We start from the raw sequence: 19,520 nt of genomic DNA, 5'->3' as shown, positions 1-19,520 counted from the left end.
GCTCATTTTTACAGCTTAAATGAGCTATTGAGCACACTCCATATTTCGACTATTATTGAAACATGGAAACGATAAATGCTGTAGCCGCCCTGGCGGCCATCGCTCAAGAATCGCGCCTCGCGGTGTTCCGGCTTCTCGTCCAGGCCGGCCCCGCCGGCATGGCCGCCGGAAAAATCAGCGAAGCGGCCGGCATCCCGCCGTCTTCGCTATCCTTCCACCTGAAAGAGCTGGCACACGCCGGCATGGTCACGTCGCGGCAAGAAGGCCGATTTGTGATCTACGAGGCGAACTTTTCGACGGCCACTAACCTGGTGGCCTTTCTCACGGAAAACTGCTGCGGCGGCCAGGTGTGCAACCTGTCTTGCACCACGGAAGCCGGGAAGGTGTTGGCATGAGACTTCGCCATCTTTCCGACCCCGATTCTTTGCCCGCTTTGGACAAATCCTTTGCCATCGAGCGCCCGGCGCTCGGGCTGGCACCCGACGCCCCGCCGGTGCGTATCCTGCTGCTGTATGGCTCGCTGCGCGCCCGCTCGTTCTCACGGCTGGCCGTCGAGGAAGCGGCCCGGCTGCTGCAATTCTTTGGCGCAGAAACACGCATCTTCGACCCGTCCGATTTGCCGTTGCCCGATCAAGTGCAAAGCGACGATCACCCGGCCGTCAAGGAGCTGCGCGCCCTGTCCGAGTGGTCAGAGGGACAAGTCTGGTGCAGCCCGGAACGCCACGGTCAGATTACCAGTGTCATGAAGGCGCAGATTGACCATCTGCCGCTTGAAATGGCCGGCATCCGGCCGACCCAAGGCCGCACCCTGGCCGTGATGCAGGTATCCGGCGGCTCGCAGAGCTTCAACGCCGTGAACACCTTGCGTCTGCTCGGCCGCTGGATGCGAATGTTCACCATTCCGAACCAGTCGAGTATCGCCAAAGCGTTCCAAGAGTTCGACGCGGCGGGCCGCATGAAGCCCTCGCCGTACTACGACCGAATAGCCGATGTGATGGAAGAACTGGTGCGCTTCACGGCGCTGGTACGGCCGCACCGTGAAGCACTGACAGACCGCTATTCCGAACGGAAAGCGGCCGGCCACGTCATCGACGAGGCCACCGATCTTTCATCCATCGCCATTGCTCCCCAGCCACTACCAGAAAGCGAAACATCATGACCGAAAGAATCTATAACGTCCTCATCCTCTGCACCGGCAATTCGGCGCGCAGCATCATGGCCGAAGCTCTCATCAACACGATGGGGCAAGGGCGCTTCCGCGCCTACAGCGCCGGCAGTCACCCAACCGGCAAGGTCAATCCCTTCGCCGTCGAAAAGGTGGAGTCGGTGAATTACCCGACCGAGAATCTGCGCAGCAAGAGCTGGGACGAGTACGCCACGCCCGACGCACCGAAGATGGACTTCATCATCACCGTCTGCGACAACGCCGCCGGCGAAATGTGTCCGGTGTGGCCTGGTCAGCCGATCTCGGCGCATTGGGGATTTGAAGACCCGGCCGCCGTCGAAGGCACTGACGCCGAGAAGCGCCGGGCCTTCGAACAAACCTTCCGGCACATGATGAACCGCGTCCGCCTGTTCGTGAATCTGCCTCTCAAAATGCTTGACCAGACGGCCATCAAGCGCGAGCTGGCGAACATCGGCAAGACCGAGCAGGAAGCATGAGCGCCGGCGCACAGGCCATCGCCGCGAAGCCGCGCCAGGCCCCGATGAGCGGCTTCGAGCGTTACCTGACGCTGTGGGTGGCCCTGTGCATCGTCGCCGGTGTTGCGCTCGGCCAGGGCCTTCCTGACGTGTTCCAGGCCATAGGCCGCATGGAAGTGGCCCAGGTCAATTTGCCGGTGGGCCTGCTGATTTGGGTAATGATCGTCCCGATGCTGGTCAAGATCGACTTCGGGGCGCTGCACCAGGTCAAAGAGCATTGGCGCGGCATCGGCGTCACGCTGTTCGTGAATTGGGCCGTCAAGCCATTCTCGATGGCCCTGCTGGGGTGGCTGTTCATCCGACAAGTGTTCGCTCCGTTCCTGCCGGCCGATCAACTGGACAGCTACATCGCGGGCTTGATCTTGCTGGCCGCCGCGCCCTGCACGGCAATGGTGTTCGTGTGGAGCCGCCTTACCAACGGCGACCCGCTTTTCACGCTCTCGCAAGTGGCTCTGAACGACGCCATCATGATCGTGGCCTTCGCGCCCATCGTCGGCCTGCTGCTGGGCATGTCCTCGATCTCGGTGCCTTGGGACACGCTGCTGATTTCGGTCGTGCTCTACATCATCGTGCCGGTGATCCTGGCGCAGCTCTTGCGGCGGCATCTGCTCAAGCAAGGACAGGCCGCCTTTGAACGGGCCATGCAGAAGATCGGGCCGTGGTCGATGGCCGCGCTGCTGCTGACGTTGGTTCTACTGTTCGCCTTCCAGGGCGAGGCCATCATCCGGCAGCCGTTAGTGATCGCCATGCTAGCCGTGCCGATCTTGATTCAAGTGTTCTTCAATTCCGGGTTAGCCTACTGGCTGAACAAGCGGGCGGGGGAAAAGCACTCTGTCGCCTGTCCTTCGGCCCTGATCGGTGCCAGCAACTTCTTCGAGCTGGCCGTGGCGGCCGCCATCAGCTTGTTCGGTCTGCACTCCGGCGCTGCATTGGCAACCGTGGTCGGCGTCCTGGTCGAAGTGCCGGTGATGCTGCTGGTCGTGCGCGTGGTGAATCGCTCGAAGAGCTGGTACGAACGAGGTTGAACATGAGTAGGAAAAAACTGAGGAAATGATTGCAGATTGCCGCGCCGGCCGCTTCCTGGCGCATTCGATCACTGACCTGGAACACCTAGTATCCATGCTTGCTGAGGTCGCCCGATGACAGACCCAAAGAACCTAGAGAACAGGCTGCATGAGAAGGCCGACCCGGCCCGCGCCGTTTCCACTGGTCGGGTGCGCTACACACTGGCCGAACTACTGGCCGACGCGGAAGCATCCGGGGCTTACCCGCTGCCGCCGGAGGAACGCGAATGGATGGATGCGCCGTCTGTGGGTCGGGAATGGCCAAACAGTGAAGATTGAAAAAGGCGGCCAGTTCGAGTGGCCGCCCTTTCGTCATTAGCTGCACGCTTGGCGCAAGGCGTTCATTGCTTCTTGAAAATCAGCCTGTGTCGCCCGGCCCGTTTCAGCTTGGTAGTACACCACCATAAAAGCATTAGCGACGGCTTCGGCCAATGGCCCAAGGCTCCGCGCTTCCGCTTGGTTGATGTACTCCAAAGAAGAAAGAATAGCCGCTGCTTGATGCACTGCTTGCCCTGGTTCGATAATATGTTGTGTTGTCATAATTCACCTCTCCAGTAGGTGTTGATTGAAAGTGCCGGGCTGGTTGTGGCCAGCCCGGTGCGCCTACAGGTACAGCCCCGCCGCCTCCGCGAATGCTGACCGCTCATTCCTGCCGCCATTAACCTCAATACTTATCGGCTTAGTTTCGCTCTCTCTCATAGGGTCTGGCCGTGATACAAAAGCGGCTGTTTCTGTCTCTGCATCGACCTCGGTCGATTGATCACCCAGCGGCGAAATAAATACCTGGCTGACTTCTTCCCTTGGCGCTTCATCCAGGGCCGCCAATGCGGCCATGTATGTTGATGTCGTCATCGTGCTAACTCCTGACTTCGTTACTATCTGGGCCAGAATCGGCGCCCAAGCTATTGCCCTCGAACTGGCCAGATTGGCTTGCTTCTTTCGGCTCCATGCTTTCGCGTATCGAAGCAGCCAGTTTTCCGCCTGTGGTTTCGCTCACTCGCTCCTGGAATCCCTGCTTCACTTGAGAGCCGACACCCTTGGCTAACTCGGAGGCCGTGCCTGTGGCCAGCTTCGCGGCCTTGGCAAAGCCGCCACCGCTTGAGCTACTGCCGCTGTCACCAAAGCCAGCCGCTTGGGCGAATGGGCTACTGCCAGCAGTACCCGCTTCACCACCACCGTTTCCGCCACTGCTGACAACTGACCCCATGCTGGACATGTCACCGCCGGTTTCCATACTCGCTGATGCTTTCTGAAAAGCCGCTTGGAGTGCACTTGCACCTCCGGCTGCACCGGCTGCGGCACCCATAACCGCTTTACCTGCCAGGGCAGCGCCGCCAGTTGCCATACTGGCCGCCGTCACCGCCGCCCCAACTGCCGCACCCGCACCGAAGTTTCCAATTCCACCGGCTGCGCCAATACCACCACCAGACACAAGACCAGAAATCATCGGCGGAACTTTGTTGACCAAGAAAAGCAAGATGACCGATATAACCAACATCACGGCCAGTTCCTGGGATGCCATGTTCTCGCTGATTTGCGTGTAGTAGTGATTGATGAACTCTTTGCCAATCGCAACCAGAAGCACCATTGCCATAAGCTGTGCGGCCAGGCCCAGCACGGTCTTGTAGTAATTGATCGCCATGTCGGAAGTCCAACGACTTCCACCAAAGCCAAGGAAGAACACACCGGCATACAACAGAATCCAGGCTGATGCGAGCAACAGCAACAGGTTGACCGCAATCAACGCCAGGACAAACAAAACAGCCAGGGCCATTAGCTCCATGACCAGAGCAGTTGCCATCTGCCGCCATCCCAGCTCCGAGGTGGCCTGTACTGTGCGGTTGTATAACTCGAAACCAAGATCAAGGATGCTGGAGGGCCCAAGATTGCTATTGGAAAGTCCCCCCGCCTGCGCGCCCAGAGTTTGCAATGACTGAACAATCGTACCGGCGATATTCATGCCCTGGTTCGCATTCGTCAGCAACCACCAGAAAAAGCCGGTGAAGATCGTGAAGCGAACGAACTCCGCGAAGAACTCGCCAATGTCGGCCTTGCGCAAAGCCATCATGCCGAATGTCCAGACCATCGAAATCACAACCAGCGTCCAGAACAAACGCGATGCAGCGGACTCAATAGCTGGCCCCCATGTTGCGGCAGCATCATGAAAACGCTTGAGCACATCATTCATAACACCGCTGCTACTTAGCTCCTGCGCCATTGCAGGTTCAGCCAGCACCATTGTGGCGACCATCATCAAGCCACCTAGAGCAATTTTCTTTCTCATGGCGACCACCTCAATAATCATCTTTAGGGCTGGGCTTGAACTCCCACTGACGCATCTGCTTGGCCTTCTGGAATGCTCTGCATTCCTCGGTAAAGGCCTCTCGGTTCGCTTCGCTGCGCATTTCATTCAGTGCTGCCTGGAACGCATCGGGGGCACACGTCGCCGCATTTGGTTCGGGCATCCTTTCCTGTTCACATCCAGCCAACAACAGCAACGTAGCCGCGGTAGTAAAAAAGATTTTTTTCATCTCACCGCCTCCCTAGTAGTTGTCTGCCGGACTCGGGCGAAACGTCCAGGTACGCATTTGCTCGGCCCTGGCATCACCTCGCGCCTCGGCATCGAGTTCTGCTGCAATCCGGGCTGCCTCCGCGTTGTGTTGGGCGGTCAACATGGTGCGAATCTGCAAGAGCTGATTGGCCTGCTGGCTGGCGAGCTGGTTGGCGTAGCCGATGGCCTGTAGCTGGCCAGTTGCACCCTGGGCCGCGCCTTGCAGCCGCTCCAGGGTACGGGCGTCATCCTTCAAAGCCTTTTGCTGGTCGGCAACGGTCTGGAACAGGGCATCGTTGGCCTTCTTTTGCGACTCTGACGCCAGGCGGCGGTTCTCTTCCATCGCTGCCTTTTCGGCCGGCGTGCATCCGCCGCTGCCGTTGAAGCATGGCGAGCTGCGGTAATAGGCCACGTCCTGAAACTTGGCCAGGTAACGATCCAGGCTGCCTAGCTGGTTCTCGTAATAGGCCAGCGTGTTTTGCGCGGCAATCAGCCGGTTGATCGTAGTCTGCGCCTGATCCCAGATATACGCGGCTGGGGCCATCGTGTTCTGGAGCTGATTTTCGTACTGCTGCAACTGGGTCTGGTACTGCTCAATCTGCTTGAGCGTCTGCGCCACCGACTCGATGGCCGTCATGATGTTCTGGGCCAGGTTGCCGCCGTCGATGACGGGGATACCAGCTTGCACAGGGGCGGTGGTAGTGGTGATAAAGCCGGTTGCGAGTGCAACGGCTAGAGCGGTTTTTTTAGCCGCTAAAATTTTGGACTTCATGGTCGTACTCCGTCGATGAAAAGAAGGCATTGCCTTGACCAAGCGTTGTGCTTGTTCTCGGCAACGTTTCATCGAAGAGCTACGCCACTAGCTGATCGGTATTGCCCTTGGCGCTGAGGCCCGGACTTACAAACGTAAAACTACTCTGTTTTTTTATCGCTTTCGGACAAGCCAACTTCCCGGCCAATCTCTTCAAGCTCTAGCGGCTGTACTGCCGCCGTCAGTATTTCGCGTATTTCCGCGTCGGTGCTCCTATCGTTGAGCGCTGCTCGAACTTTCAACGCACGGTGCACCTCGGCGGGTAAATTCCTGATAAGCACATTTGCCATATCAATACCCTTTTGGTGTACCCGACAACCATGCTATCAAAGATATTAAAAATAGCAAGACCTATACTCTTGCAACCGGCGGTAGCCGATCAGCCCCGCAGGGCAGGATTCCCGTTGAGTGCCCCCGGCGCGAATAAGGGACAGTGAAGATAGATAACCGGCTTGCCGGTTAGCTAACTTCACCCATCCTGCCCGCATTTCACCCACTATTGAAAATCTAGCGCATATCGAACGTAAAGCGTTTTATCGTCAAACAAACACCGATTCTTGGCAACATAACCGTAATCGTCACCAAATCGGCCTGCAATCGACATAGTCGCTTCAAAATCGCTGCTCAATCGGCTTTAAATCGGAACCTAAAATGCCAACAATCGACACAAACCATTCGCCCCGATGGGGCGAGTTGGACGCCAAAAAAGAAGGGCATAACCCGCCCCTCAAGTGTCAATGAACACAAGAAATTTGCCTCCCCTCCCGTCATACCACTAAGGCGACGTATTGATACTTGAGGGGCAACCTTTCCTGATGTTGACACCTTCACGCAGGTTACTGGTTATGGGCGTCCAACACACACGGCTCATTCCTGCTTGGTAATAATAAGAATAATAATCTTCTTATTATTCTTACCGAACGAATGGGCACTGCTTAGCCATTTCACGTTTCGAGCCAAGGTTTCAGTACAGATAACTACAAGTGCACACAGCGGCCCTCCAGCACCGTTAGACGCAGATTCTGCTTCAGCTCATGGAATAAGGGACTCCGGGTTGTTTTCCCCTCTCACAAGGCGTTTCAGCGGCCACTGAAGCCGCCTTCTCTTCTTGGCGTTAAACCATCGGCCTATGGCCGATTGATAAAGCCCGCCAGGGCTTTATTGGCAAGGTCAGAACGCGCCCTCAAGGCGCGAGCTGCACCGCGCATGATGGATTATCTTTAGATAATCTTGGATGGATTTCCCAAACTGCCCGCAAAGCAGCGCACCGTCTGGGTTTTCCAAATTGGGACGGGGAACGTTACGACGGCAGAAGGGGAGCGTTACGACGGTAACAAGGGAACGTTACGACGGTAAACGGGTGCAGTTGCCGTGGGGCCAGGCCTCTTGATCTCCCATTTTCCCTTGGCGTATTCGTTCACTACCCAACCCACGGCGGCAAGTTCGGCCAGTGCCTTCCGGGCAGTCTGACGGCGTTTTTTCATAGCTTCGGCATTGGCTTCATCTGGCCAGACATAGCCGCAAAGCGTGTCCAGTTCCACGCGCCCGGATTTGCCGGGGTCGATCCAGCCGCATAGCCGTTGGTGCATCAGCCGTGCCGGATCAGTCTGTAGCACCCGCACTTCCGCCATGTCGATACGGGCATATGGACGATGCCCCAGGATCGCTTCGGCAATACGCGGATTCAGGGCAACCCATAGCCTGCCGTCCGTCTCGTCAAAAGCATGACTCATCAGGTGGAACGCGGCTTGCCGCCGTCCCTTCGTCACAAGGATGGTGACGTTCGACATGCGCAGCAGGCTGGCTTTGAGCGCCTTGATGTTGTCGCCGCTATCCGTCATGCCCGTTTCTGAGAGCAGTTTGGTCAGGCTCTCACGAACCACCAAGCCGTCTTGCTCAATGGCTTCGAAACGGGGTTCAAGGAATAGCCGTAGCTGTCGCCCCGTCTCACTGGTCGGTTCCGGGGTTAGCAAGATGCCGTTCGGGCCGCCAAGGGCCACGATGCCTTGCAAAAGACGCATATCATCGGCCCCGAGAGGTTCGAATCCGACGAAACGCATGGATTCGTCCTCGCCAAAGGTGTAGGTCACGTCCAGCTTGCAGCGTTTGCGATCGCCACGCTTGAGGCTGCGGAACAGGCCAGGTGCCAAACAGTGCGCGGGATCATGTCGGACGTGGGTCAGGTCATGCTTAGGCTTCTTCACGCTGTCTCCTTTTCACCTTGCACTGCCGCTCCAGTACAGCAGGCTTCAACACGCCGCCGTCGTGCCGTCTAAACCAGAGTTCTTGAAAAGGTGCGCCATAGTTGGCCTTGCTGACGCCAAAGCGGACAAAATACCCACGCTGACAATCATCGACCCCCAGTATCTCGGCCTCGCCTTGCGTCATGCCGGATAGGTACGATTGCCAACGGATGTTATCAACCAGTACGGACGATCCACGACTGGCCTGCTGTTGATCGCCCGACCCCATCATGGCTGCGCTTTTACTCGCGTGGTGCAGAAACACAATGGAGCAGCCTGTATCAGCGGCTATGGCCTCCATGTGCCCAACAACCTGCGCCATCGGCCCGCTAGCGTTCTCCTCCTCAATGTGGAAGCGCCGCAAAGTGTCCAAGATCATCAAGCGACGACCTTCAGCGGCTCGTTTGAGAGCATCGAACCAGCTAGCAGCCATGATGTTTGGGCATTTACCGATCAAGGGTTCAATGAGCAAACCATCAGCCACGGCTTGCCGTTCCGCTGCGCTGAGGTGTGCCCCAAGGGCGTGCAGACGATGGTGAATAGCGGCCGGTGGATCTTCAGCAGGCAGATAGACCACTTGCCCGGTGGGAAACTCGCCTATTTCAAGTAAATCAGGCCCGCCTGCAATCTGTGCAGCCAATTGAAGGGCCAACATGGATTTACCAGCCCCACCAGGCGACACAAGAGCACCAACAGTGCCAGCAACCATATTAGGCAGAACATAATCAATGGGTGGCGGCAATTCCGTGAAAGCCGCCATAAGATCAAGAGCCATATAACTAGCCCTCTATAGGGCCAGGTCGCGCAGCTTGATCACCCGATGATTTACGTGCCTCAATCCACTCTTCGACCTCTGACAAATCCCAGGCGACATTTCTACTGGTTAACGCGATACGGCGTGGAAAATCCCCTCGCTGCTCCAGGTTATAAATTGTTCGTGTCGAAAGCGGGATCATCTCCAGGAGCTTCTTCCTGTTGATGAGGGTCTTTATATTTTGCATGGGTCAATACCTCTCAAATGAATAGTTGCTATTCATCGAGTAGCTGCGCGAAGCAGCTAATCGGTAATTGACCTGCCCGATGCCAATGGCGGCCTTATTTATAAATTCACGGCATCAACTTCAATGCTATCAAAGATAGCAAAAACATCAACCCTTACTGCCTCCCGAAGTCCACTCATCAATCATATCGGCCCAATCCTGCAACATCGCCGCCCGCTGCTCGCGGTACTCAGCCTTGTTGTAGACAGCCCTCACGCCCTTCTGCTCGTGCGCCAGGCACTTCTCGATCCAGTCGGTGTTGTAGCCGGCCTCATGCAACAGCGTGCTGGCTGTGCGCCGCAAATCATGCGGTCCGAACTTGGTAAGTGACTTCCCATCTTTCTGCGCCGCCTTGTAAGTCAGCGTCAGCACCTGGTTAAGTGTGGCAGCGCTCATCGGCGCATCCGAGTCGTACCGTGATGGCAAAACGAAGTCGGAACCACCGGCAAAGGTTTTCATGGCAATGAAAATATCCAGAGCCTGCTGGGACAGAAATACCAGGTGCGGGTTACGGCGTTTCATCCGCTCCTTTGGAATCGTCCACAACGCTTCGCTGAAATTGATCTCGCTCCAGGTCGCATTGGTCAGCTCGCTCTTGCGCACCATCGTCAGCAATAACAGCTTGGCCGCCGCACGGTTTGTTGGGCTTGTGCCCACTCGCTCCATGTACTGGTACATCAGCCCAATTTCTTCTGGCGTCAACGCTCGGTCACGTGGCTCGAATCGAGCGATGCTTGTTGGGCGCACCAGTTCTGCCGGGTTTTCGACCTTCTGCCCACGCTCGATGGCCCAGCGAAATACCTGCAACACGATTTCACGCACATGAACGGCGGTGGCCGGTGCGCCTCGCTCAACAATGGCATCAGCCAGCGCCCGCAAGTCTTCGTGGGTGATCTCCACCAGCTTCTGATTGCTGAATTTCGGCTTCAGCTCACGCTCATAAACCGAGCGGCGCATATCGCGGGTGGAGTCGGCCATCTGGTAGCCACGCAGCCACTTCTCCGCCCAGGCACCGAACGTCTCTGCATCTTTCACCCGCGCCTTGTCTCGGGCTTTCTCCTTGGCCGGCGACTTGCCCGCCGCAACCATCTTCTTGGCGTCACCCAACAGCTCGCGGGCTTCGGCCAGGGTGATGCCACCGACACCATAACGCCCAAAGGTGATGGTCTCCTGCCGACCGTTGATTGAGTAGTTGTAACGGAACGAGATGGAGCCGGCTGGAGTCACTGCCACATAGAGACCTTCCCGGTCATTCACTTTGTAGAGTTTGTCCCTGGGCTTGAGATTGCGCAGCTTGGTATCGGTCAGCATGTACCTTGTCCTTCTTCGTCTCCGATACCATGCTGAAAAAATCTCGAATTTATCGTATTTTTTCTTACGAAACAGTAACTTATAGAATATTAATACCATGAACACACAAAAGAACGCAGCATGGTATCGGCATCAATCATGGCATCGCCAAACCATAATACCAGCTTTAATGCCATGCTCAAACGGTGCTTGGCGCTTCCTCCCGTTGCCAGATCGTGCCAAACACAAACAAAAAAAAGCCCGCAATTACGCGGGCTTAGCGGCATTTCATGCCATCAGGTGCCTGGCTGTGCCAGACGCGGAATCATTCCCACTCGACAGTTGCAGGTGGCTTACTAGTAATATCGTAAACAACCCGATTAATATGCTTCACCTCATTGATCATACGTACAGAGATCTTCTGCAAAACATCCCACGGAATTCGCGCAAAGTCTGCCGTCATTCCATCGATTGAGGTAATTGCACGAATAGCAATTGTATAATCATAAGTTCGAGAATCGCCCATCACGCCGACACTCTTTAATCCTGTGAGAACCGTGAAGTATTGCCAAATATCCCCTTCAAGGCCGGCAAGTTTAATCTCTTCTCGTAAAATCGCATCGCTTTCACGAACGATCTCTAATTTCTCTTCAGTGATCTCACCTAAGATACGAATCCCTAAACCAGGACCGGGGAAAGGTTGGCGCCAAACAAGCTCATGGGGCATTCCCAACTCCAATCCTAAGGCTCGCACCTCATCCTTAAAGAGTGTCTTTAAAGGTTCGATCAATTGGAACTTCATATCTTCTGGCAATCCGCCGACATTGTGATGCGATTTGATTGTTTCTGCTGTATCGGTACCACTCTCAATAATATCGGTATAGAGTGTTCCCTGTGCAAGAAAATCGATATCTTGAAGCTTTTTCGCCTCATCATCGAAGAGATAGATAAATTCATTACCAATAATCTTCCGCTTCTCTTCAGGATCTGAGACCCCTTTTAACTTCTCAAGGAAGCGATCTTTAGCATCAACACGAATAATATTGAGTCCAAACTTACCACCAAGACTCTCCATCACCTGATCCCCTTCCCCTTTACGAAGAAGCCCATGATCAACAAAGATACAGGTTAATTGATCTCCAATCGCGCGCTGTAGAAGAACACCGACAACACTTGAATCAACGCCACCTGAAAGGGCTAAAAGAACTTTTTTATCCCCCACAAGTTTGCGTACTTTTTCGATCTCTTGCTCAATAAAGTAATCCATATGCCAGCGATCAGAACAACCACAAATATCGTAAGCAAAGTTTCTTAGAAGATCGGTCCCAAAGACAGAGTGTTTCACTTCAGGATGAAATTGTACGCCGTAGAGGCGCTTTTCAGGATACTCCATTGCCGCAATAGGACAATCGCTACTCTCAGCGGTGACAGTAAATCCTTTTGGTACTTCTGTCACCAGATCGCCATGGCTCATCCAGACAGATTGTGTCTCCGGCAAGCCATCAAAGAGCATTGTCTCTTTAAGATCGACATGAAGATAGGCTAAACCATATTCGCGATTAGCCGCTTTTTCTACCTTGCCCCCTAAAGTATGGGTCATCAACTGCATCCCATAGCAGATCCCCAATACAGGGATACCGAGGTGAAAGATCTCAGGATCGATTGAAAATGCATTGTCTGCATAGACGCTATTAGGGCCTCCTGAGAGGATAATTCCTGCCGGCGCCATCTCTTTGAGCTCTTTTGCTGAGATCTTATGCGAAATCAACTCCGAAAAGACCCCAATATCACGAATGCGTCGAGTAATGAGTTGATTATATTGACTGCCATAATCTAATACGATGATCTTTTCCATCAAATTGCTCCTTAAAGCACCGGTTAAAATAGTAGTTTATATTATAACGAAACGAGAGGCACCATAGTTTATAAAAATTTTTAAAGGCCTTTCATTTTGAGATAAAAAAAGATAAAGATAGAGACAAAAAATAAGAGACGATCTCTAAAGATCGCCTCTATCAATGACTAGATCAATGACTAGATCTATTGATTTAGTCAACAGTTGCTCACTCAGTTGCAAATATTAAGTTATAAATATTGAACTATAAATATTAATTAACTACTCGCTAACTCAATCGCTATCGGAATATTTTTATAAACCGGTATACCTGACTGCTGATCCATACTTTCTAAAGCGACCAAGTTATTCGCCTCAGGGAAATAGGTTGCCACTGAACGATCGGCAATATCATAGATCACCACACGCAGATTATCTAAACGGCGCTCCGTTGGTTTTTTATCTCGATCAAGCGCAATAATATTCACTCGATCATCCGCTTTCACACCCTGCTTCTGCGCCTCTGCCTCACTAATAAAGAGAACATCACGCTGACCAAAGACGCCACGATAGCGATCATTAAGACCATAAATAGTCGTATTGTACTGATCATGACTTCTTAAGGTCGTTAAAGTTAACTCTGCATTTAAGAGTGAATCGGGATCTTCAATAATACCGTCAGAAGTCTTAAAGAAGTTAGCTTTACCACTCTTAGTAACCCACTTACGAATGGATGCGGGGTTTTGAAGATGGAAGCCCGCCGGCGCTTTAATACGTTCGTTGTAATCTTTAAAGTCAGGATAGACAAACTCAATATCATCACGAATCTTACTATAATCTGCCACTAATTCATCCCACTTCACTTTAGTGTTAGGAATAGCCGCTTTCGCAATACCGGCAACCACCGCACACTCTGAGAGCAGATCTGGACTAATCGGCTTAAGGATACCGCAAGAGGCTGTTACAAAGTTCATCGAATCCTCGATCGTTACAACTTGACGACCTGTCTCCTGCATATCGATCTCTGTACGCCCTAAAACAGGCAATAGATAGGTATTTTTAGAGGTTAAAAGATGGGAACGATTCATCTTCGTTGCGATATGGACCGCAAGATCAAGATTTTTCATCGCTTGATAGGTCTTATCATGATCAGGCATCGCTTCAGCGAAATTTCCGCCCATGCCGATAAAAGCTTTTGACTCTCCTGAGTACATCGCTTCAACACTTGCAACGACCGCATGCCCCCACTTTGAAGGGGGTGTAAAGCCATAACGTGCCTCTAACTTATCGAGCATCGCTTGACTCGGCTTCTCTGTAATACCGACTGTTCGATCTCCTTGCACATTTGAGTGCCCTCTTAAAGGTAAAATACCAGCGCCGGGACGCCCCATATTTCCTTTTAAGAGCAGAAGATTGACGAGCTGCTGGATATTTTGAGTCCCATGCTCATGCTGTGTAATCCCCATGCCGTAGCAGATAATCGTACGCTCGGCCTTGATATAGAGCTCCGCAAACTCCTCGATCGCCTCTTTTGTTAATCCCGAAACCCGCGTAATATCTTCCCAAGAAGTATTGAGCACATCTTCACGAACCGCATCATAACCCACCGTTTCATTCTCAATAAAGTCGAGGTCTAAAATCGCCGGCTCACCTTTAGCGACAGCATCCTCATGACGCTCAATCACGATACGCATCAAACCTTTCATCAATGCCACATCACCACCGACGCGAACATTATAGTAGTGCGATGCCAATTTTGTAGCATGATCCGTTAACATCTCTACCGGATTTTGTGGGTAGATAAAACGCTCAAGTCCTCGCTCTTTAAGCGGGTTTACAGCAACCAAAGTTGCACCTCTTTTTGAAAGTGCGCGATAAGTGCTCAAGATTCTTGGGTGATTCGTACCTGGGTTATGACCGATATCGATCACTAGATCGACACTCTCGAAATCATCAAATGTAACTGTCGATTTCCCAACACCGATCGAAGCGCCTAATCCAACACTTGTTGGCTCATGACACATATTAGAGCAATCAGGATAGTTATTCGTTCCATATTCACGCCCAAAGAGCTGATAGAGAAATGCTGCCTCATTTGAGGTTCTACCAGAGGTATAGAGCTCTAGTGTTGTGGGATCATCATAGCTTTGGAGGATCTCTCCAATCTCTTTAAATGCCACATCCCATTCAATCGGCTGATAGGTATCAGTTGCGGCATCATACTTCATTGGATAGGTTAAACGACCTAAATCCTCTAATTCATGGGCACTCAATTTTGAGAGCTCTGTTACCGTCATTTTAGAGAGCATCTCTGGCGTTAACTTTTTACGGGTTGCCTCCCAAGCAACAGCCTTCGCCCCATTTTCACAAACATCAAAGATGGGGGTTCTCTCTGGATTTGGCCAAGCACAACCTGGACAATCAAACCCATCATGTTTATTCATCTTAAAGAGTGCTTTTGCATCTGCGCCTTCTCTCTCTTGCTCTGCAAGAATCTCCGCAACCGCTTTTAATGCACCCCAACCACCTGCTGGACCTTTATACTCTTCGATTTTCTTTTTCATACTTTTCCCTTATTGCTCCCATCTCTATATCTCTTTCATCAGCAATACCCGGAGGTGACTGATCAATAGTGATCTATAGAACACAAAATATGAATCAAAAGCACTCCATCAACACAACAGAACAGAACAGAACACAACAAATTTAATATAATATGAAGACTATTCTCTATATCGTATTGATAGTAGCTACCTTATTGATCAATATAGCAAAAAAGAGAAAAATCCTCACTAAATTTTAATGTTTTTCATAATTTCTACAAAATATCTAATTAAATAGATAACTCAAATCAACTATTTACAACATCATTATAAAAAAATTAAATAAAATAGAGATAAAACTAATGACATGAATGAAAATAACAGGATTTAATAATTTAAATCAATAATAGAGGAGAATAACAATTAAAGACAATGCACTAAGATAACCCAATATCAAAAATAAAAATAGAAACAAGGAAAATATATTAATGAAACATATTGATAATCGAAATCATCAATGAATATAAATCTTGAAGCATACAGCACTCATCCTGATGCTAATTCTTCTTTTGAGAGACTAGAAAAATGGCACCAATAATGAGAGTCGCACCAGCTAACATCGCTAAAGTCGGCTGTGAACCGAAGAGCCACCAAGCTGTTAAGATTGCGTAAACAGGTTCAAGCGCTATGATCATACCGGCAATACGCGCCTCTAAAACAGCTAAACTTTTTACCAATAGATAGTGGGAAACCCCTGTACAGAAAATACCTAATAAAGCGAGGTAGAATCCATTTAAGAGCGTCATCTCCTGAAATTGCATGAGGGTAAAAGGGAGAAGAAGCAGAACAACAATACCATTTTGCCAAAGAGCGATCTGAACAGCATCGATTCCCTCTGTGCCTCGCTTATTCGTCACCACCAATAGCGCAAAAGCAAAGCCTGATAAGATCCCCCATAAGAGACCGATCGTTCCATCACTTGCAAAAGAGAAACTAGGAGTTACTAAAATGAGCCCGATTGTGGTCAAAAGTAACAACCACCACTCCCGAAGAGTCACTTGCTCTTTAAAAAGTAGATAATCGATCAGAGTAATAAAGGCGGGGAAAGTCGCAAATCCTAAGGTTGCAACCGCGACACCTCCAATCTTGACTGCAATAAAAAAAGTTAACCAGTGAATCGTTAAAAAGATGCCAGAGAGAAGGAGGACCCCCCACTCTTTAAGAGTAAATTGCCACTTAATAGATCGCCCTTGCCATAAGAGGAGCAACCATAAACCTAAAACGGCAAAAGCGGCTCGCCCTAAAGTGATCATCTCCACGCTAGTGGTAATCAGTACCCCAAAAATCCCCGTCAGCCCAAAGAGTAATGCTGCAATATGCGCCATACCCAACGCCCCTCTTCTCCCCATATCTCCCTCCCCTAATGCTTATATTAATTATTGTGTTGGTTTATTGTGTTGGTTTACTATGCAGGTAACTCAACCCCTAAAAAGAGCAAAACAATTGGTAGTGTCATAAGACTCATTAAAGTACTAATTAGCGTTGCACTTGAAACTAATTCTGGCTTTGTATCGAAGTGAACGGCTAACAATGTTGTATTGGCTGCTGCCGGCATTGCTGCAAGTAGGATCAAGATCTGTTTTGAGGCGTGATCGATCGGCAACCACTCTACTAAAAAGAAGGCGATCAGCGGTGAAAGAAGCATCTTAATAGTTAAATTGATCGATAGTTTTCCATACGCAATTTTTGTAATACGAATATTAGCCAACTGCATCCCTAAAATCACCATAATAACAACAATGGAGGCATCACCTACCATCGAGATAGAACGGTAGAGTGATTCACTTAGAGGGATATGAAGTAGTTGAAAAAGCACCCCTAAAAGCGCACCATGAGCCGTTGGCATCTTTAGAACCTGATAAAGCGCATGCCGGACGGAACTCCCAATAATTTTGCGTGAAGAACCTTTTGCAGCGTAATAAGTCCCTACCGTATTCATGACTACCTGCTGTAAAACCAACATAATAATGGCAAGATCGAAACCGGCAGCACCGAAAAAGGCTAAAACAACAGGCGTTCCATAATTCCCATTATTCATAAAACAGGAACCTAATATCATTCCACAGCGTGTCTGCTCATCATAGTGGAAAATCTTCGCGGCAATAGAGACCAGTAGCACCAGTGCAAAACAGAGAAGATAGATATAACCAAAGTAGTAGAGATAGTCGATCGATATCTGATAAGAGTAGAAAGTTTTAAAGGCTAAAAAAGGGGATAAAACATAGATCGACATCTTAGAGAGATTGGGGATATCGAAATGAAGGATCTTCTGCGAGATAAAACCCACAACAAAAATGGAGAAGATCGGAAGGAGAATCCAGAAGAAGGTTAACACGGCGCAATTCCATCAAAATTTTGGCAACTCTCTTAGAGTAATTGAGTTAGAGAGAAGTGCAAGTGATTCCCCCTATTTCTCTATGAGTAATCTCTAAAAGAGCTGTAAAAGTGTATGAAACGCCCCTAAAAGAAGCAGGTAGCGCACTGCTTTACCGATCAAAATTAGGAGCGAAGAGTACCAAAAATTGAGTCGAAACCAACCAGCCGCAATGGGAATAAAATCACCGATAATCGGAAGACTAGAAAATAGGAGTGAGAAGAGACCAAAGCGTGCGATTAAACGATCTACCTTAGCAGAAGACTCTTTTCGCTCTGGAATAATGCGCCCGGCCCAATACATTGAGATACTTCCCAAAGTATTAAAAATTGTGGCAACGACAAAGGCCGCAGTGAGCCATTCGGGATAGAGATGAAGATATCCGAGTAGTGCCACTTCGGAACTTCCCGGCAATATGGTCGCCGAACTAAATGCAGAGAGTGCCAATAAAAGCAGTCCCCCTATCGCACCACTGATCGGTTCCATTACCTACTATCCATGCTCATCAGACTCCTCTCCAGAGACTTTTTAACGCCAATTTTTGACAATAACTCTCTAACACCAACCTTTAACACCAAAATTGCGCTGGAAATAGATTGATAATCTCCTCAAAGATCTTCTCAGCAACAATCGCTTTATCCGCTTTTGCAATCGGTGTTACGGAACCATCGCGCTTAAAGAGTAGCATCTCATTCTCGGCGGCGCCAAAGACCTTTCCACCAGAAACATCATTAAGGCAGATCATATCGACATTTTTTCGTCGTAACTTCGACTTTGCATTCTCTTCAATATTATTGGTCTCCGCAGCAAAACCGACACAGAGTGTTGGTCGTGCCTCCCCTTTAGCTATCGTTGCTAAGATATCGGGGTTTTTGGTCAATTTCAGAATTAACTCATCCTGATCATCACTCTTTTTAATCTTCTCTAAAGCGCGATCTGCAACCCGATAGTCGGCCACAGCGGCGGCGGCAATAAAGAGATCCGCCCCTTGACACGCCCTTTCAACCGCTTGCATCATCTCTTCAGCACTCTTAACCGCAATAAGATTCACATCAGCAGGGGGTGGGAGCGTAACAGGACCGGAGACCAATTGAACTTCGGCCCCTAAGTTTTTAGCAACATTTGCTAATGCATATCCCATCTTGCCACTTGAGTAATTACTGATATAACGGACAGGATCGATCTCTTCTACTGTCGGTCCCGCTGTAATCACTACTTTTTTCCCAAAGAGTGGACCTCTATCTTCATCAATTTTTCCGGCATGATTCTCCAAATCTTGGAAAAAAGCGGTAATATGATCACGAATCTCTAAAGGCTCAGGCATTCGACCTAATCCCACCTCACCACAGGCTTGTGCACCACTTCCGGGGGTTAGAATATCGATATTTTCAGCAGAGAGCGCGGCGATATTTCGTTGTACAAAGGGATTCGCCCACATCAAACGATTCATTCCCGGCGCTAACATCACCGGTTTTTCCGTCGCCAATACAATAGCGGAGAGAAGATCTTCAGCCGATCCTGCGGCTAATCGTGAGATTAAATTTGCACTTGCCGGAGCAATCAGAATAAGATCGGCCCAACGTGCTAACTCAATATGTCCCATTCCCGCCTCATGCGCAGGATCTAAAAGATCATAAACAACAGGATAGCCCGATACCGCTTGTAAGGTTAACGGCGTCACAAAACTCATTCCACCGCGACTCATAACGACACGAACCTCATGCCCAGCCTCTCTTAAACGACGAACTAAATCAGGGGATTTATACGCTGCAATACTCCCACTAACGCCTAAAACAATATTCATATCTCTCCTTCCCTCTCACTTATCTCTGATCTTTAAAGAAAGAGGCAAGATACTTCAATGATCTTGCCTCTATTTTCTCTCAATGAGATTCAAACCTGATTTGAGGTTGGTTCAGCTTTAACTTATTTCAAGTTAATCCAGATCCAACCTCAACTTTTCAATCGATCATATTTGACAAATTTGACATATTTGACAAATTTAATCT

General features: G+C 50.4%; 21 protein-coding genes. 5 read left to right on the top strand and 16 right to left on the bottom strand.

The window, feature by feature from the left end; all coding sequences use genetic code 11:
• Window positions 1–62 precede the first annotated feature (62 nt).
• The 5 genes from B9T19_RS01925 to B9T19_RS01905 all read left to right on the top strand — a co-directional run bounded on the left by B9T19_RS01925 (window position 63) and on the right by B9T19_RS01905 (window position 3,044).
• Complete coding sequence (locus tag B9T19_RS01925; RefSeq protein ID WP_000447876.1) at window positions 63–395, top strand: helix-turn-helix transcriptional regulator; 333 nt, start codon at window positions 63–65, stop codon at window positions 393–395.
• Window positions 392–1,159, top strand: coding sequence for an arsenical resistance protein ArsH (gene arsH / locus B9T19_RS01920; protein WP_001239389.1), 768 nt, complete (start codon window positions 392–394; stop codon window positions 1,157–1,159). The genes B9T19_RS01925 and arsH overlap by 4 nt, the downstream gene beginning before the upstream one ends.
• Window positions 1,156–1,662, top strand: a complete 507-nt coding sequence (locus B9T19_RS01915) for an arsenate reductase ArsC (RefSeq protein ID WP_000140066.1) — start codon at window positions 1,156–1,158, stop codon at window positions 1,660–1,662. Before arsH ends, B9T19_RS01915 begins: the two co-directional genes overlap by 4 nt.
• Window positions 1,659–2,726, top strand: coding sequence for an ACR3 family arsenite efflux transporter (arsB, locus tag B9T19_RS01910; protein WP_001272375.1), 1,068 nt, complete (start codon window positions 1,659–1,661; stop codon window positions 2,724–2,726). Before B9T19_RS01915 ends, arsB begins: the two co-directional genes overlap by 4 nt.
• Window positions 2,727–2,840: 114 nt before the next feature.
• Complete coding sequence (locus B9T19_RS01905) at window positions 2,841–3,044, top strand: hypothetical protein (protein ID WP_000131871.1); 204 nt, start codon at window positions 2,841–2,843, stop codon at window positions 3,042–3,044.
• A 36-nt stretch (window positions 3,045–3,080) separates the two neighbouring features.
• Here B9T19_RS01905 and B9T19_RS01900 read toward each other — a convergent pair whose 3' ends face one another.
• The 16 genes from B9T19_RS01900 to coaBC all read right to left on the bottom strand — a co-directional run bounded on the left by B9T19_RS01900 (window position 3,081) and on the right by coaBC (window position 19,315).
• On the bottom strand, window positions 3,081–3,305 hold the full coding sequence (locus B9T19_RS01900) for a type I toxin-antitoxin system ptaRNA1 family toxin (RefSeq protein ID WP_000211355.1): 225 nt from the start codon (window positions 3,303–3,305) through the stop codon (window positions 3,081–3,083).
• Between the two features lie 63 nt (window positions 3,306–3,368).
• The gene (locus B9T19_RS01895) at window positions 3,369–3,617 is read right to left on the bottom strand and encodes a hypothetical protein (RefSeq protein WP_000213809.1); all 249 of its coding nucleotides are present in this window, start codon (window positions 3,615–3,617) and stop codon (window positions 3,369–3,371) included.
• A 4-nt stretch (window positions 3,618–3,621) separates the two neighbouring features.
• Window positions 3,622–5,049, bottom strand: coding sequence for a P-type conjugative transfer protein TrbL (trbL, locus tag B9T19_RS01890; RefSeq protein WP_001405816.1), 1,428 nt, complete (start codon window positions 5,047–5,049; stop codon window positions 3,622–3,624).
• A gap of 10 nt (window positions 5,050–5,059) precedes the next feature.
• Entirely contained in the window at window positions 5,060–5,296 is a 237-nt protein-coding gene (trbK, locus tag B9T19_RS01885; RefSeq protein ID WP_000718002.1) for an entry exclusion lipoprotein TrbK, read from the bottom strand.
• Between the two features lie 12 nt (window positions 5,297–5,308).
• Window positions 5,309–6,088: a P-type conjugative transfer protein TrbJ gene (trbJ, locus tag B9T19_RS01880; RefSeq protein WP_000836966.1), complete on the bottom strand. Its 780-nt coding sequence runs from the start codon at window positions 6,086–6,088 to the stop codon at window positions 5,309–5,311.
• Window positions 6,089–6,228: 140 nt separating this feature from the next.
• Window positions 6,229–6,417 (bottom strand): stabilization protein, encoded by a 189-nt coding sequence (locus tag B9T19_RS01875; RefSeq protein WP_000024442.1) that lies wholly within the window; start codon window positions 6,415–6,417, stop codon window positions 6,229–6,231.
• 1,032 nt (window positions 6,418–7,449) lie between these two features.
• Window positions 7,450–8,331, bottom strand: a complete 882-nt coding sequence (gene repC, locus B9T19_RS01870; protein ID WP_000743064.1) for a replication protein C, IncQ-type — start codon at window positions 8,329–8,331, stop codon at window positions 7,450–7,452.
• Window positions 8,318–9,145, bottom strand: a complete 828-nt coding sequence (locus B9T19_RS01865) for a helicase RepA family protein (protein WP_001162384.1) — start codon at window positions 9,143–9,145, stop codon at window positions 8,318–8,320. Before B9T19_RS01865 ends, repC begins: the two co-directional genes overlap by 14 nt.
• 4 nt (window positions 9,146–9,149) lie before the next feature.
• The gene (locus B9T19_RS01860) at window positions 9,150–9,371 is read right to left on the bottom strand and encodes an AlpA family transcriptional regulator (protein WP_001179606.1); all 222 of its coding nucleotides are present in this window, start codon (window positions 9,369–9,371) and stop codon (window positions 9,150–9,152) included.
• 147 nt (window positions 9,372–9,518) lie between these two features.
• A complete protein-coding gene (locus B9T19_RS01855; RefSeq protein WP_000954590.1) occupies window positions 9,519–10,721 on the bottom strand; it encodes a site-specific integrase in 1,203 nt (400 codons plus the stop codon).
• A gap of 304 nt (window positions 10,722–11,025) precedes the next feature.
• The gene (guaA, locus tag B9T19_RS01850) at window positions 11,026–12,555 is read right to left on the bottom strand and encodes a glutamine-hydrolyzing GMP synthase (RefSeq protein ID WP_094566912.1); all 1,530 of its coding nucleotides are present in this window, start codon (window positions 12,553–12,555) and stop codon (window positions 11,026–11,028) included.
• Window positions 12,556–12,812: 257 nt separating this feature from the next.
• Window positions 12,813–15,098 carry an FdhF/YdeP family oxidoreductase gene (locus tag B9T19_RS01845; RefSeq protein WP_094566911.1) on the bottom strand — a complete coding sequence of 762 codons (2,286 nt, stop codon included), beginning with the start codon at window positions 15,096–15,098 and terminating at the stop codon, window positions 12,813–12,815.
• A gap of 536 nt (window positions 15,099–15,634) precedes the next feature.
• Window positions 15,635–16,486, bottom strand: a complete 852-nt coding sequence (locus B9T19_RS01840; RefSeq protein WP_094566910.1) for a DMT family transporter — start codon at window positions 16,484–16,486, stop codon at window positions 15,635–15,637.
• Window positions 16,487–16,542: 56 nt separating this feature from the next.
• Window positions 16,543–17,472: an AEC family transporter gene (locus B9T19_RS01835; protein ID WP_094566909.1), complete on the bottom strand. Its 930-nt coding sequence runs from the start codon at window positions 17,470–17,472 to the stop codon at window positions 16,543–16,545.
• Window positions 17,473–17,565: 93 nt separating this feature from the next.
• A complete protein-coding gene (locus B9T19_RS01830; RefSeq protein WP_094566908.1) occupies window positions 17,566–17,997 on the bottom strand; it encodes a YqaA family protein in 432 nt (143 codons plus the stop codon).
• Window positions 17,998–18,079: 82 nt separating this feature from the next.
• Window positions 18,080–19,315: a bifunctional phosphopantothenoylcysteine decarboxylase/phosphopantothenate--cysteine ligase CoaBC gene (gene coaBC / locus B9T19_RS01825; RefSeq protein ID WP_094566907.1), complete on the bottom strand. Its 1,236-nt coding sequence runs from the start codon at window positions 19,313–19,315 to the stop codon at window positions 18,080–18,082.
• Window positions 19,316–19,520 lie beyond the last annotated feature (205 nt).

Origin of the sequence: Ignatzschineria sp. F8392 (assembly GCF_002252045.1) — a bacterium.
In the GTDB taxonomy this organism is placed as follows: Bacteria; Pseudomonadota; Gammaproteobacteria; order Cardiobacteriales; family Wohlfahrtiimonadaceae; genus Ignatzschineria.
This window is presented reverse-complemented; position numbering and strand designations above follow the sequence as displayed.

What these genes read in the sequence shown, in the direction of transcription:
- B9T19_RS01925 (WP_000447876.1), top strand. Translation starts at nt 63, where the DNA reads ATGGAAACGATAAATGCTGTAGCCGCCCTGGCGGCCATCGCTCAAGAA.
- arsH (WP_001239389.1), top strand. Translation starts at nt 392, where the DNA reads ATGAGACTTCGCCATCTTTCCGACCCCGATTCTTTGCCCGCTTTGGAC.
- B9T19_RS01915 (WP_000140066.1), top strand. Translation starts at nt 1,156, where the DNA reads ATGACCGAAAGAATCTATAACGTCCTCATCCTCTGCACCGGCAATTCG.
- arsB (WP_001272375.1), top strand. Translation starts at nt 1,659, where the DNA reads ATGAGCGCCGGCGCACAGGCCATCGCCGCGAAGCCGCGCCAGGCCCCG.
- B9T19_RS01905 (WP_000131871.1), top strand. Translation starts at nt 2,841, where the DNA reads ATGACAGACCCAAAGAACCTAGAGAACAGGCTGCATGAGAAGGCCGAC.
- B9T19_RS01900 (WP_000211355.1), bottom strand. Translation starts at nt 3,305, where the DNA reads ATGACAACACAACATATTATCGAACCAGGGCAAGCAGTGCATCAAGCA.
- B9T19_RS01895 (WP_000213809.1), bottom strand. Translation starts at nt 3,617, where the DNA reads ATGACGACATCAACATACATGGCCGCATTGGCGGCCCTGGATGAAGCG.
- trbL (WP_001405816.1), bottom strand. Translation starts at nt 5,049, where the DNA reads ATGAGAAAGAAAATTGCTCTAGGTGGCTTGATGATGGTCGCCACAATG.
- trbK (WP_000718002.1), bottom strand. Translation starts at nt 5,296, where the DNA reads ATGAAAAAAATCTTTTTTACTACCGCGGCTACGTTGCTGTTGTTGGCT.
- trbJ (WP_000836966.1), bottom strand. Translation starts at nt 6,088, where the DNA reads ATGAAGTCCAAAATTTTAGCGGCTAAAAAAACCGCTCTAGCCGTTGCA.
- B9T19_RS01875 (WP_000024442.1), bottom strand. Translation starts at nt 6,417, where the DNA reads ATGGCAAATGTGCTTATCAGGAATTTACCCGCCGAGGTGCACCGTGCG.
- B9T19_RS01865 (WP_001162384.1), bottom strand. Translation starts at nt 9,145, where the DNA reads ATGGCTCTTGATCTTATGGCGGCTTTCACGGAATTGCCGCCACCCATT.
- B9T19_RS01860 (WP_001179606.1), bottom strand. Translation starts at nt 9,371, where the DNA reads ATGCAAAATATAAAGACCCTCATCAACAGGAAGAAGCTCCTGGAGATG.
- B9T19_RS01855 (WP_000954590.1), bottom strand. Translation starts at nt 10,721, where the DNA reads ATGCTGACCGATACCAAGCTGCGCAATCTCAAGCCCAGGGACAAACTC.
- guaA (WP_094566912.1), bottom strand. Translation starts at nt 12,555, where the DNA reads ATGGAAAAGATCATCGTATTAGATTATGGCAGTCAATATAATCAACTC.
- B9T19_RS01845 (WP_094566911.1), bottom strand. Translation starts at nt 15,098, where the DNA reads ATGAAAAAGAAAATCGAAGAGTATAAAGGTCCAGCAGGTGGTTGGGGT.
- B9T19_RS01840 (WP_094566910.1), bottom strand. Translation starts at nt 16,486, where the DNA reads ATGGGGAGAAGAGGGGCGTTGGGTATGGCGCATATTGCAGCATTACTC.
- B9T19_RS01830 (WP_094566908.1), bottom strand. Translation starts at nt 17,997, where the DNA reads ATGGAACCGATCAGTGGTGCGATAGGGGGACTGCTTTTATTGGCACTC.
- coaBC (WP_094566907.1), bottom strand. Translation starts at nt 19,315, where the DNA reads ATGAATATTGTTTTAGGCGTTAGTGGGAGTATTGCAGCGTATAAATCC.